This is a genomic window from Rhodococcus sp. AQ5-07 (assembly GCF_009707305.1).
Taxonomy (GTDB): domain Bacteria; phylum Actinomycetota; class Actinomycetes; order Mycobacteriales; family Mycobacteriaceae; genus Rhodococcus_F; species Rhodococcus_F erythropolis.
In genome coordinates, this window is record NZ_CP046099.1 from 107,602 (window position 1) to 120,575 (window position 12,974).

Genomic DNA, 12,974 nt, shown 5'->3' on the forward strand with positions numbered 1-12,974 from the left:
TCACGGCAGTTGCGCGATAACTGTTTCAGCACCGATCGTGCGTTGTCCCGGCTCGACCAGGAGTGTGGTTCCGGCGGGGAAATACGTGTCGACGCGTGAGCCGAAACGGATCAGTCCGTACGTGTCGCCGATCGGCAGGACGTCACCGACACCGGCGTAGCAGACGATGCGGCGCGCGAGCAGTCCCGCGATCTGGACAACCGCAACGTCGTGACCATCGGCGGTTTCGATCAGCATGCTGTTGCGCTCGTTGACCTCGCTGGCGTCGGCGAGATCTGCGGAGAGGAACTTGCCTGCCTGGTGAACGACCTCTTTGACCGTTCCACCGACAGGGCTGCGCTGGACATGCACGTCGAGAACAGACAGGAAGATGCTGACGCGCGGGCGCGGCTCGCTTCCGAGATTGAGCTCGGCGGGCGGAACGGCGTTGTCGACCAACGCCACCTCGCCGTCGGCGGGCGCGACGACGACGCCGATGCGGTTCGGCGGCACCCGGTGCGGGTGACGGAAGAACGTGGCGCATGCGGCGGCGGTGGTCAGACCGGCTCGGCGCACCCACTTACGGTTGCGGCCTAGAGCTGCAACTCCCAGCGGGGCCAGCACGAACGGCAGGCCGGCGGGATGAAGTGGCGGAATCGCATGGCGAACCAGATCGACGATATGTCCGATCCCGGTGGGTTGCGGGGTTCCGGGGGGTGTGGGTCGGCGTGCCACAGGCTCCTCTAACTACTCGGTAGGTCTTCTGCTGGTCGCACTGACAGTACGGGGTGGTAGAGCATCCATAGATTACGTGAACGCCTTCTCTCCTACAGGCTGTAGTGGCATCAAGTACGAGTAGTACCCGACACAGTCGCCGGTGCGTATCGCCAGCGGGAGCGTCGCGCCGCTTACTCGGATCACCAGTTGCCGCCCCGGTTGGGCTGCGGCGGCGTCGCGTAGTCGCTGCCGGTCGACCAGTACGCGGAACCTCTCACGGGGATCCATTCCACCCGGATCCACCCGGGCACCACCGTCTTCGCCGATGCTGACGACGGCTCCGTGTCCGGTGCCGTTGAGCAGGGCGGCAAGTTGGTCGCCGCTCAGTTCGACCGCGTCGTGGTGCTCGCGCAGGATTCGGTGATCGGGGAACTCGCCGTCCTCGATCAGCGGGCTGGACACCTCACCTCCCGGATACGACGCAGTCACCGTGCGCGCGGAGAAAGTCAGCGTCACGACGCCGGCGACATCGCGCAACAATCGCGCGAAGGCCACGGGAACGACAGCGGACACCGTCAGAGCAGAGTGAACTTTCACCTCGGCGACCGCGAGCCGGAACTGATCAGTGGTGACAAACGCAGCGACGCCGTCGTGAATGTCGAGGTGGACGCCGCGAAGTATCGGGAACTCCGATTCCTCGTTCACGGCGAACAGCACGGCGTCGAGTGCGCGTCGTAGATCCCACGAGTCGATGTCCACGCCGCCGGAGGCAGGTAGCGAATCGATCAGCCGGTGAATTCGCCCCAGTTCGGCGCGGGCGTCGGCGAGACCGTACTCGAGGTTGCGCAGATGGGCGTCCAGGCACGAATGCGGTTCCGGCCCGGTCAGGACGGCCATCATGTCGCGGATCGGAACACCGACGCGTCGCATACCGGCGATCATGCGGGCGTCGCGGAGCTGATCGTCGGTGTACCAGCGGTAACCGGTGTGCGGATCGACGGAATGCGGGACGAGCACGCCTTCCTTGTCGTAGAACCGCAGAGCGCTGATCGGGAGCGCCGACGCCCGGGACATCTCGCCGATCGTCAAGAGGGCGGAACTAGTGGTCACGGATCAATTCTGCCCGCAGTCGCTCGATAGCGCCCCTGATCATCCGGCCGTAACCGTCGTCGGCGAGTGTGCCGACCGACGCCTCGGCCTTCGTCAGATGCTCGACGGCCTCGGTGTCGCGTCCGAGTTTGCGGTAGTCGGCAGCCAGGTTGAGGTGCAGCGATGGATAGAAACCGGCGACCTGCAGCGATGCGTGGTGTTCCTGGGCTCGCGCGTCGGTCAACGAATCGGCAGCGTCGAGGGCGCGCAGGTCCCAGCAGAGCTCCTGAGCCGGATCGTCTTGAACGTCGGCCATGTAGTGCGCGAGGGAGACGATGTGGAGCGCATCGGGGGCGGCGCTGATCTCTTCCCACATCTTCTCGAACGCAGAGCGAGCCCCGGCTCGATCGCCGGAGCTCGCCAATTCTTGTGCCTGCGCTATCTGTGTCATCACGGGATCCATGGAACGGATCCTGATGCCTCGACCAGGTCGAGGGTCAAGCAGAGGTGCGTGCAGCCGCCTCGGCCTCGCTCTTCACACGCTTCAATGTGGCATTCATGCCTTCGACGAGCTCGACCTCGAAGTCGGCGTTTCCGCCCAGGACGGTCTTGACGAGGAACTGCGAGACCTTCGACGTTCCGGTGGGAGCCTCGCGACGCTCGGTCACCTTGGTGCCGGTAGCGGTCGGCTCGAGTTCGTAGGACCAGATCGTGCGGTTCTCCGCGATGCGGAACGCCACCGACTTGTTGGGCTCGAAGCGAACGACCTTCGACGACGTCGGCCAGACCAGCAGGCCCTTGCGGTTGACGTTGATCGTCTTGGCGCCCTCACGCACGGTCCCGCCGATTACCTTCATCACCTTGCACTGGGGGCTCCATTCGCCCATGCGCTGCAGGTCGGCGACGATTGCCCACACGTCCTGCGGTGATGCGTCGATGTCGATGCTTGCTTCGAGGGTGTTGGACACAGTCTCTCCAGTCGAGTTGATGCTACGTAAAGTTACAAACACTTTTGTCGATCGTAAGCGATCCGTCAATGGACCATGTGTGTCAGGTCACTGTACGGCCGTCCAACAGGGTCGTGCGGGAACACGCGCGGTGGTAGCGGACAATGGTTCGCGCACGTATGACGATCCATCCGACTGGAGTACCGAGAAGTGAACAGCGACGCCGCGACGCAGGATGGCCTCAAGCGAGGGCTGACAGCGCGCCATATCCGCTTCATCGCCCTCGGATCAGCCATCGGAACCGGACTGTTCTACGGCAGCGCCGAGGCCATCAAACGAGCCGGCCCGTCGGTGCTCCTGGCCTACCTGATCGGCGGTATCGCGGTCTACCTGGTGTTGCGAGCGCTCGGCGAGATGGCGGTCCGTAACCCGGTTTCCGGTTCGTTCAGCGAGTACGCGAACAAGCACCTCGGACCACTCGCCGGTTTCATGACCGGGTGGACGTACACGTTCGAGATGGTGATCGTGTGCCTCGCCGACGTCACCGCCTTCGGGCTGTACATGCAGTTCTGGTTCCCGGACGTACCGAGATGGATCTGGATTCTGGCTGTGGTCTTCTTCATCGGCGCGATAAACCTGTTGAGCGTCAAGGTGTTCGGCGAACTGGAATTCTGGTTCACGCTCGTGAAGATCACCGCCATCATCGCGATGATCGCCGGCGGCATCGCGATCATCGTGTTCGGATTCGGCGTTCACGACACCGATGCCGGAATCAGCCACCTCTGGTCGGACGGCGGGTTCTTCGCGACGGGCTTCGGCGGATTCGTCGCGTGTTTCGCGATCGTCATGTTCGCGTTCGGTGGCACCGAGATCATCGGTATCACCGCGGGCGAAGCCGAGGATCCGGCGCAGACCATCAGGAAAGCCGTCAACACGGTCCCGGTGCGCATCATTCTCTTCTACATCTGCACCCTCGCCGTCATCATGGCGATCATTCCGTGGCAGACCATCAACTCCGACAACAGCCCGTTCGTCCAGATCTTCGAGAACCTCGGATTGGGAACGGCCGCATCGATCCTCAACATCGTTGTCATCACCGCGGCCCTGTCCGCCATCAACAGCGACGTTTTCGGTGCGGGTCGCATGATGTTCGGAATGTCGCATGCCGGTCAGGCCCCGCAGGTGATGAAGAGAGTCTCCGCCAACGGTGTTCCGTGGATGACCGTTGTCATCATGACCGGTGCCCTGTTGGTGGGAGTACTGCTCAACTACCTGATCCCGGACCAGGTGTTCCTCGTCATCGCCTCGCTGGCCACCTTTGCCACGATTTTCGTCTGGATCATGATCCTGCTCTCGCAGTTCCGTTCCCGCGCTCAGATGAGTGCAGACGAAACAGCGGCACTGAAGTTTCCAGTGCCGCTGTGGCCGTACGGTCAGATCTTCGCGATCGTGTTCCTGGCTTTTGTCATCGTGTTGCTCGGCGTCATCGCCGATACCCGAGTTGCGCTGCTCGTCGGTGCCGGATGGCTGGTTCTGCTGACGGGCGCGTACTACAAGTGGGTGAAACCGGCTGTCAGCGCAGCGGATCGAAGTGGCGCATGACGGTCGGCGTCTGAGCGCCGGTCATCGAGTCGGCCACCATCTTTCCGGTCAACGGACCCAGGGCGATTCCCCACATCCCGTGACCACCGGCGACGTGCACCCGCGGCGACTTCGTGGCTCCGATCAACGGCAAGCCGTCGGTAGTGCACGGTCGTGATCCCACCCATTCCTCTTCCCGCGCAGTCCAGTCGATGCCGCTGAGCATCGGCTTGGCCGCATCGATGATCGCCTGCACGCGGCGCGGATCCAGCGGCGCATCAGGGCTGCGGAATTCCATCATTCCGGCCACTCGGAAGCGATCGTGCAACGGAGTGCATGCGACGCGCTGGGTGGGGAAATACACAGGGTTCTTGGGGAGGTGCTCGGGCTTGACACTGAAGCTGTATCCGCGTCCGGCCTGCACCAGTTTGCGCACACCGAACGGTGCTGCGAGCTTGTTCAAGCGGGCACCGCTCGAGAGGACTACGGAGTCACCGTCGCGTGAATCACCGTGTGCACTGCGAACAGTGACTCCGCCGACCCGATCGTCGATCTGCGTGACGTCGAAACCGCTGACGATTTCTCCACCGCGTTCACGAACCGCGTCCGCCAACGAGTTCACGAACAACGGGGGATCGATGAAACGCTGATTGCGCAGGCGCAAACCGGCTTTCACACCCTGGCCGAGTGAAGGCTCGAGCGAATGAATCGCGTCGTAGTCGAGGAGGTCGAAGTCGACTTCTCCGCCGGCAGCTTCGACGTGGTGGAACTCGTCCACCAAGGTCTGTCGGTCCTTCTCGGACGCAAACGCGGCGAGGAAAGGATCGGCCAGGCGCGTCAGCTCTTTGACGCCACCGTCGGCGAGTTCGTCGTACGCGCCCAAGGCTGTTCGGTTGACCTCGGTGTAGACCGACATCGCTTCCTGCCACTTCGACGGCGTGCAGTGGCGCGCGAACCCGACCAGGAACCGAATCAGCTTCAGATCGGTGGTCAGTGGCACGTACACCGGGGACGACGGGCTGAGCATCGCGCGCAAGCCGTATTGGAGCACTGCGGGTTCGGGCAGCGGAAGCGTCAATGCGGGGGCAAGCCAACCGGCGTTGCCCCAGCTCGCGTCGGCTGCGACGCCGTCGCGATCGACGACGGTGACCTCGACTCCACGTTCCTGCAAGAACCAGGCCGTCGACAATCCGACAACACCCGCACCGACCACGACCACACGATCGGGGCTCTGACGAGTTCCCATGACGCACTCCTTCTACAGACTCTGCTCGAACCGAGACGCCGGTCACATCCGGCTCTTCTCTCAAGCATGAATCGCGGGGGCGGCAAAAGGACTGGCCGTTCGGCCATCGTCGGAGCTACCTCGTTGTGGATTCGCACAACGCACCGCCGCGCCTGCTCAGCGAGCGAGTTTGAACTGCAGCATCAGAATCAAGCGGGTGTCGGCGTCGGTCAGGTCGACGCCGCACATCTCCTTGCCTCGACGCAGACGGTTGCGGAGCGTGTTGGGGTGAACATGCAGTGCGGCAGAAGAATTCGCCACGTCACCGCCGTGCTCGAGAAAGGCCTTTGCCGTCGCGACCAGATCGCTGCCGTGCTGAGAGTCGTGGCGTTCGAGGCTTCCGAGTGGTGTGGAGTCGCCGAGTCCGTCGATGATGTCGGCGACGTGCAGGGCGAGAACGGAGGCCAACGTGTCCCTCATTCCCGCGACGGTTCCGCCGGACCGGCCATGACGAAGCGCTCCGAGAACATGGTCGGCGTCCGAGCGCGAAAGATGTGATTCGCTTGCAGACTTCACGGTCCGACCGACGGCCACTGCCAGGAATTCGCGGCCACGGGCGCGGGTGAGGAAGTCGGCGGACAATCGGCGAGCGTTGGTCTCGTCGGTCGCGATGACAAGGTAGATGGTCTCGGACAGTTGAGCGGCAACGGCGTCGACGGCCAGAGTGTCGAGGTACAAGCTCAAAGAGGCGACCAACCCCGCCGGCAGTGGTCCCGCAACGGTTCCGACGGCGACGACGGTGAGCGGGCCTGCCAACCGCAAGTCGTCGGCGGCGCGGAATGCGGGTTCGCCACCGCCGACCAGAGCTTGGACGCGCTGGGATTGGCGACGGCGTGTGCTGTCGACCCGGTCACGCTCCGAGGCGATTCTCTCGGCCACGACAGATACCGCGGATCGAAGTATCGATTCCTGTGTGGGCGTCGGTGTTCCAGCGAGTGCGACCCAGATCGAGCCGACGGGGTGATCGTTCTCGCGAACTGCGATAACCAGGCGCGGAGTGATCGCAGGGTCTTCGAGGTCGACGTAGATTGGGTCGCTCTCTCGGTGGAGGCGATCGAATACTCCTGCATCGGAGAGTAATTGGCGGAATCGGCTGGGTACCTGCCGGCCGAGGATCGTGCCGATGCGAGCTTCGTCCACGGCCTGCTCGCCGCCGGAGTACGCGAGGACAGTCGAGTTCTCGTCCTCGATCGTGACGGGAGCGCCGAGCAATTCGGCCAGAGAACCGGCAACGGAGAAGAGGTCGTCGTCGCGCAGGTCCATGGGTGGGAGCCTACTGAGCGATCGACGGATTTCGGGTTCCGACGCCTCGGCAGGACCTCGATGGCGAATATAGGCTGGTGCAATGGCCGACATCGAAGGTGTTCTGTTCGATATCGACGGAGTCCTGCTCACGTCCTGGCAGCCGATCGAGGGAGCAGGGGAAGCAGTACGCGAAGTTCGGCGGCGCGGATTGGCCTGTGGGTTTCTGACCAACACGACCTCGCGCAGTTCGACGCTCATCGCGCAGGGGTTGTGCGACGCCGGTATCGAGGTCGAGGCGAGCCAGATAGTTACTGCCGCCAGGCTCACAGGGGAGTACGTGCGGGCGACGTACCCGGACGCGCGGGCGTGGGTCCTCAATCACGGTGACGTGTCTGCCGATCTCGAGGGAATCGAATTCGACGACGCCGATCCGGAGGTCGTGATTCTCGGCGGCGCCGGCCCGGAGTTCACCCACGAGGCGCTGAGCCGAGTGCTCGAACTTCTGCTCGCCGGTGTGCCCGTCGTCGCGATGCACCGCGGGATGATGTGGGAGACCGTAGACGGCCTTCGGATCGACACCGGAACGTACTTGCCGGGCTTCGAGGAAGTGGCAGGTGTAAATATCGCCGCAGTGGGTAAACCGTCTCTCACGGGGTTCCTGACAGCCACGGAGCTGATGCATGTCGAACCTGAGGCGACGGTGATGGTCGGCGACGACCTGATCGGGGACGTCCTCTCCTCACAGCGGGTCGGCCTGACCGGAGTTCTGGTGCGCACAGGCAAGTTTCGGCAAACAGTGCTCGACCTGTCGGTTCAGAAGCCTGATCATGTCATCGATTCGGTCGCGGATCTTCCGGCCCTTCTCGGGGTCGTCCTCGAGGCTTGACCAGGCGGGGGTGACGGACTTCACTCGAGCGGGTACTCTCGCGCCCGAATCCAATGAACTTGTTCCACGAAGGAGTTTTCTATGCCCTTGATCTCGTCAGTCTGGTTCCGTCGCTCATCCTCTCGAGTCAGCGGAATTTCCAGTAGTCGGTTGGGGGGCCGCCTGGCGAGAACAGGGGCTGTGATGACTGTAGGTATGGGGCTCGCCGCCGGGCTGGCGCTGACCGGTGCGGGAGCTGCTTCGGCAGCCCCCGTCACGTGTGTCTCGCCGCCGTCGGCCAATGACATCCAGGTCTCCGAGACCGCGAGCTGCGGCGCGCAGTCCGTCGGAGCCGGCCGTTCGCAGGCCGGTGCTGCCGAGAGCGGTACCGCTGTGAGCGTCGCCGCCGACAACGGCTACTCCAATTCATATGCAAACGGCTTCGGAACCGCGCTGGGGGCTTCTCGCGGTAACGGTCAGGCGCAGGCATTTGCGCTCGGCGGCGGTATCGCGCGGGCCGGGGCGGCTGACGGCAACGTCACCTTCGCCATCGCCGGTTACGGAGCGGGCGCTACGGCCGATGCCAACGGCGTCGACTGCGTCGGAGTGCTCTCGTTTGCGGTCAATTTGAGTAACGGACAGTTCTGCATCGCGGGCTGAGGCTCAACCTTGCACTCGGCACGCTCGAGTGCTAAAAATGCAGTTGGCACTCGCGAACCGTGAGTGCCAGGTCGAGGCAGTGAGACCGGGAACCATAGACACCCCCGGTCGTCCGTCGCGGGCACTGACTAGACCACAGGCGTAGATGGGTGACCAGGCAAATCGGTCGCCCGTGTAATGAGGTGACTGGTCAAACGGTCGCCTTGTGCCGATGAGGTGACCCGACGAGCGGTCACCTTGTGTGTCACCCCCTATCCGGAGGATCACTTCGCAATGGCAAAGATCATCGCGTTCGACGAAGAGGCACGTCGTGGCCTCGAGCGAGGCCTCAACGCCCTCGCCGACGCTGTCAAGGTGACGTTGGGCCCCAAGGGTCGCAACGTCGTTCTCGAAAAGAAGTGGGGCGCCCCCACGATCACCAACGATGGTGTTTCCATCGCCAAGGAGATCGAACTCGACGACCCGTACGAGAAGATCGGCGCCGAGCTCGTCAAGGAGGTCGCCAAGAAGACTGACGACGTCGCTGGCGACGGCACCACCACCGCTACCGTTCTCGCACAGGCTCTGGTCCGTGAAGGCCTGCGCAACGTCGCAGCCGGCGCGAACCCGCTCGGCCTCAAGCGCGGCATCGAGAAGGCTGTCGAGGCTGTCACAGCTCGCCTGCTCGAGACCGCCAAGGAGATCGACACCAAGGAGCAGATCGCTGCTACCGCCGGTATTTCCGCCGGCGACCCGTCCATCGGTGAGCTCATCGCCGAGGCTATGGACAAGGTCGGCAAGGAAGGCGTCATCACGGTCGAGGAGTCCAACACCTTCGGCCTGCAGCTCGAGCTCACCGAGGGCATGCGCTTCGACAAGGGCTACATCTCGGCGTACTTCGCCACCGATGCAGAGCGTCAGGAAGCCGTCCTCGAAGACGCGTACATCCTGCTCGTCAGCTCCAAGATCTCCACGGTCAAGGACCTGCTGCCCCTGCTGGAGAAGGTCATCCAGTCCGGCAAGCCGCTCCTGATCATCGCCGAGGACGTCGAGGGCGAAGCTCTCTCCACCCTCGTGGTCAACAAGATCCGTGGCACCTTCAAGTCTGTTGCCGTCAAGGCTCCCGGCTTCGGTGACCGTCGTAAGGCTCAGCTCGCCGACATCGCCATCCTCACCGGTGGCGAGGTCATCAGCGAAGAGGTCGGACTCTCCTTGGAGACCGCAGGCCTCGAGCTCCTCGGCCAGGCACGCAAGGTCGTCATCACCAAGGACGAGACCACCATCGTCGAGGGTGCCGGCGACGCCGACGCAATCGCCGGTCGTGTCAGCCAGATCCGCGCCGAGATCGAGAACAGCGACTCGGATTACGACCGTGAGAAGCTGCAGGAACGTCTGGCCAAGCTGGCCGGCGGCGTTGCAGTCATCAAGGCCGGCGCTGCTACCGAGGTCGAGCTCAAGGAGCGCAAGCACCGCATCGAAGATGCAGTGCGTAACGCAAAGGCAGCCGTCGAAGAGGGCATCGTCGCCGGTGGTGGCGTTGCACTTCTCCAGGCAGCTCCCGCACTGGACGACCTCAAGCTCGAAGGTGACGAGGCAACCGGCGCGAACATCGTTCGCGTTGCACTGTCCGCTCCGCTCAAGCAGATCGCATTCAACGCAGGCCTCGAGCCCGGCGTTGTTGCGGACAAGGTCTCCAACCTGCCCGCAGGTCACGGCCTCAACGCTGCGACCAACGAGTACGGCGACCTGCTCGCTGCAGGCATCAACGACCCGGTCAAGGTCACCCGCTCGGCACTGCAGAACGCAGCGTCCATCGCGGCTCTGTTCCTGACGACCGAAGCCGTTGTCGCTGACAAGCCCGAGAAGGCCGGAGCGCCTGCAGGCGATCCGACCGGCGGCATGGGCGGCATGGACTTCTGAGTCCATCTCCACCTAGCTCCTAGAGCCCGGCCCACCGTTTGTTGGGCCGGGCTTTTTGGGCAATGAAGTTCTGCCGATGTCGAGTTGGATAGCACGCTTTTCGACGCCGAACGCCCACTGACGTTCGGTTTGGTGCTGAACGTAGGGCGCTGTCGGGTTAACGCGTAGTAGGCCTCTCAGCCGAACTCGGTTCTAGTCACGAGATGACTGTTCGTCCGATCGGGGCCGAAATCCGCTCGGTGCTAAGTCCGGCGGGTATTTCCGATGTGCGATCATAGACAGTGTCCTTGCCCCGCCGAGTTCCGATCGGCGGGGCAAGGACATTGTCAGCGATGGAGATTGTCAGTACTTGAAATTGAATCCAGTGGCAGAGTTGAACGTGGCATCCTTGTGGTCAAGGAAGTCGAGGGCGTTGATCGACGGATGCGTTGTGGTGCCGCCAGCGGACTGCAGTCGGACGGTGCCGCCTGTCGTTACCGTAGTAGCCAAAGTCGAACTTCCCGTGTAGCACCAGTCACCCGACGAGTTGGTGGTGATCAGCACGGACTTTCCGTCCGGGGAGACATTGGCCGGATCCAGATCGACCTGCGTATTGAACACCGTCCACAGGCTTGCCACGATCACCTTTCCGCTAGCGGCGACAGCGCCGGCTGGTGCAGGTGTGGACTTGCCATCGACGACTGCCCCGCTGCCCCCGCCGGAGTACGCCATACCGCAAATCATGTAATCGGCAGTCGGGGCCACCGGTGCCGGAAACGCACTAGCCGTCCCGCCTCCGATGATTGCCATCGTCGCAGCTCCGGCGAGTACGGCAGTTCCGATTCCAAGTCTCTTCATTTGAATCTCCTATTGGTGAGGGAGAAACGCAGAACGCGCTTCTCTTGAGTGCCACAGTGAGAATCTTCGACGCCACTCAGATTGCTCGAGTGCGAAATCTTGTGGCTTGCATCACAATACACAAGAAAGCGGAACTTGTTCCAATTCGGATCAAATTTTTGTCGACGCCCGTGGCTGGGGGTGGCGATGGGATGGAGTAGGGATGTGAGTGTCTCGATTTCATTGGGGGGCAGGTGCTTTGCCGTGGTTGGCCGGGCGGTCGAGGTGGATCGCGGCGGTCGCCTGGCTTTGAGGGGTGGAACGGTGGTGTAGCTCTTTTGGTGGGGTTTGCACCTGTTTCGATAGTGCTTTTGGTGGATCAATCTCCGCCAAATGATCTAGGAGACGCAAACTTCCGTTGGGCATTCTCCAACTCCATTCGGGCGCTAGTCCTTTCGGATGGCGGGGTTGATTACCTTGTAGGGCTAGTACTTTCGGATGACTTATGTTTGCGGAACTAAGTTGGTGTGCTTCGGGTTTCAGGTTTTGCCATGGGCGTTTCTCATGACTGTGGGCGGTAGCTCGCAGGTGCGCCGGGCAGCTGGGTGCGTGTCGTCGGTCGTGTCATGGGGGTGAATAGTGCCCGAAGTGTGCGTCGGCTTGCAGTATTTTTGCTGCCCTCGTGAGCGTGACCAGCAGAAATAGAACGCGTTGCAATCTGGTCGGAAATTACTTCGCTGAAACCCTGCCGAATCGGACGCGTCTGGGTTAGCGTGTTCGCAGACACGGCCGCGAGGAGCGCTAACTAAAGGTCTCGGATTCGAGGACCACTCAATCCTTATTTTTGATACTAACCGGTATCGGACTCTGCCGGAGGTGACTCTTTCGTGGCAGTGGTGCAAACGCCTGTTCTAGATCCAGACGAAGTTCAAAATCTACAGAAGGGTAGACGGCAACATGCTGACTATGTTCCTCGAGACCGTTTCAACATTGGTCAACGGACTGCTGACCAATGTGTACAGCGGGTCGTTGATGCCCGGAATTGACGGAGTTACGGGGTCGATGGTTTCGGCCATTGAACTCAGTTGATCGATTCTTCAAAATTCGACATGAATCTAACGTCAAGGAGAGAATGATGGATTTCGGATCAATCGGGAAGATGTTTGAGCCGCCCTTTGGTGACCTTGTGAAGGGGATTATTGCCGGGTTGGTATTCGCGCCGTTCGTCGCATCCTTCGATTTCGGTTTTCAGCCCCCTCAGTGAATTTCAACTAACGTAACGAGATGGAGAGAACATGGACACTGCGAGTTTGATCGATGTGATCGGAAGTTTTGATGTGGCCTCGCTCACGGCCCCTCTGGCTAGTGTGCAGGAACTGATTTCAACTGCTTTCTCGGTCGTATCGGCGTTCATCGACGTCGGCGTCAGTGGATCCGCCGCGTCGGCGGGAAGCATCCAAACTGCCCTCGGCTCCATCGCAGCCCAGTAATCGGGATAGGAAAAAATGCTAAATCTACTTCTGGACTACATCTCTGGACTGGTTGATTTCGGATCAGTTGACCTCGTGGGCACGTTTGCAAAGTTCTTTGACACCCTGTCCGCTGAGCCTGGAATCTGAGGGAAGGTATTTCGATGCTTGAACGATATCTCAACGGAATGGTCGGCTGGCTTTCCGCGACTCTCGGTCTGATATCCACCGGCAGTAAGCTCATAAAAGATCCGCCGCCGCCGAAATGATAATCCTTTCACCGGCGCGGGATCCTCGATCACGCTTGCATCGGTGACCGACGTTCCTGCGGAACTCCGGAGATCCCTGAGGCTGGTTGGCCTCGGGGGTTTTCGGCTTCTTACAGAAGTGTGGTTCCAGTCGAAGTGGCTTCACCCTGGATC

General features: G+C 61.9%; 12 protein-coding genes. 5 read left to right on the forward strand and 7 right to left on the reverse strand.

Translation table 11 applies throughout. From position 1 onward, the window contains the following. From GJB56_RS00525 to GJB56_RS00540, 4 genes are all read right to left on the reverse strand, one after another. The gene (locus GJB56_RS00525; RefSeq protein ID WP_003941540.1) at positions 1–714 is read right to left on the reverse strand and encodes a phosphatidylserine decarboxylase; all 714 of its coding nucleotides are present in this window, start codon (positions 712–714) and stop codon (positions 1–3) included. Positions 715–786: 72 nt separating this feature from the next. After that, positions 787–1,806 carry a DNA polymerase III subunit beta family protein gene (locus tag GJB56_RS00530; RefSeq protein WP_113682329.1) on the reverse strand — a complete coding sequence of 340 codons (1,020 nt, stop codon included), beginning with the start codon at positions 1,804–1,806 and terminating at the stop codon, positions 787–789. Continuing rightward, a complete protein-coding gene (locus GJB56_RS00535) occupies positions 1,796–2,248 on the reverse strand; it encodes a hypothetical protein (protein ID WP_019744481.1) in 453 nt (150 codons plus the stop codon). Before GJB56_RS00535 ends, GJB56_RS00530 begins: the two co-directional genes overlap by 11 nt. 34 nt (positions 2,249–2,282) lie before the next feature. Beyond that, positions 2,283–2,753 (reverse strand): SRPBCC family protein, encoded by a 471-nt coding sequence (locus GJB56_RS00540; protein WP_003941500.1) that lies wholly within the window; start codon positions 2,751–2,753, stop codon positions 2,283–2,285. A 189-nt stretch (positions 2,754–2,942) separates the two neighbouring features. On the opposite strand from GJB56_RS00540, the gene GJB56_RS00545 reads away from it, so the two are divergent. Continuing rightward, a complete protein-coding gene (locus GJB56_RS00545; RefSeq protein WP_113682330.1) occupies positions 2,943–4,334 on the forward strand; it encodes an amino acid permease in 1,392 nt (463 codons plus the stop codon). On the opposite strand, the gene GJB56_RS00550 is transcribed toward GJB56_RS00545, so the two are convergent. Next, positions 4,306–5,559 (reverse strand): NAD(P)/FAD-dependent oxidoreductase, encoded by a 1,254-nt coding sequence (locus tag GJB56_RS00550; protein WP_113682331.1) that lies wholly within the window; start codon positions 5,557–5,559, stop codon positions 4,306–4,308. The genes GJB56_RS00545 and GJB56_RS00550 overlap by 29 nt on opposite strands. Positions 5,560–5,715: 156 nt before the next feature. Next, positions 5,716–6,861 carry a PucR family transcriptional regulator gene (locus tag GJB56_RS00555; RefSeq protein WP_113682332.1) on the reverse strand — a complete coding sequence of 382 codons (1,146 nt, stop codon included), beginning with the start codon at positions 6,859–6,861 and terminating at the stop codon, positions 5,716–5,718. A gap of 82 nt (positions 6,862–6,943) precedes the next feature. Between GJB56_RS00555 and GJB56_RS00560 the strand changes: the two genes are divergently transcribed. The 3 genes from GJB56_RS00560 (at position 6,944) to groL (ending at position 10,267) form a co-directional block, all read left to right on the forward strand. Further along, on the forward strand, positions 6,944–7,729 hold the full coding sequence (locus tag GJB56_RS00560) for an HAD-IIA family hydrolase (RefSeq protein ID WP_003941506.1): 786 nt from the start codon (positions 6,944–6,946) through the stop codon (positions 7,727–7,729). Between the two features lie 81 nt (positions 7,730–7,810). Then, positions 7,811–8,368 (forward strand): DUF6764 family protein, encoded by a 558-nt coding sequence (locus GJB56_RS00565; protein WP_019744475.1) that lies wholly within the window; start codon positions 7,811–7,813, stop codon positions 8,366–8,368. A gap of 273 nt (positions 8,369–8,641) precedes the next feature. Next, complete coding sequence (groL, locus tag GJB56_RS00570) at positions 8,642–10,267, forward strand: chaperonin GroEL (protein WP_003941476.1); 1,626 nt, start codon at positions 8,642–8,644, stop codon at positions 10,265–10,267. 342 nt (positions 10,268–10,609) lie between these two features. On the opposite strand, the gene GJB56_RS00575 is transcribed toward groL, so the two are convergent. Then, on the reverse strand, positions 10,610–11,104 hold the full coding sequence (locus GJB56_RS00575; RefSeq protein ID WP_020906712.1) for a hypothetical protein: 495 nt from the start codon (positions 11,102–11,104) through the stop codon (positions 10,610–10,612). A 1,274-nt stretch (positions 11,105–12,378) separates the two neighbouring features. Between GJB56_RS00575 and GJB56_RS00580 the strand changes: the two genes are divergently transcribed. After that, a complete protein-coding gene (locus GJB56_RS00580) occupies positions 12,379–12,573 on the forward strand; it encodes a hypothetical protein (RefSeq protein ID WP_020906713.1) in 195 nt (64 codons plus the stop codon). Positions 12,574–12,974: the final 401 nt, after the last annotated feature.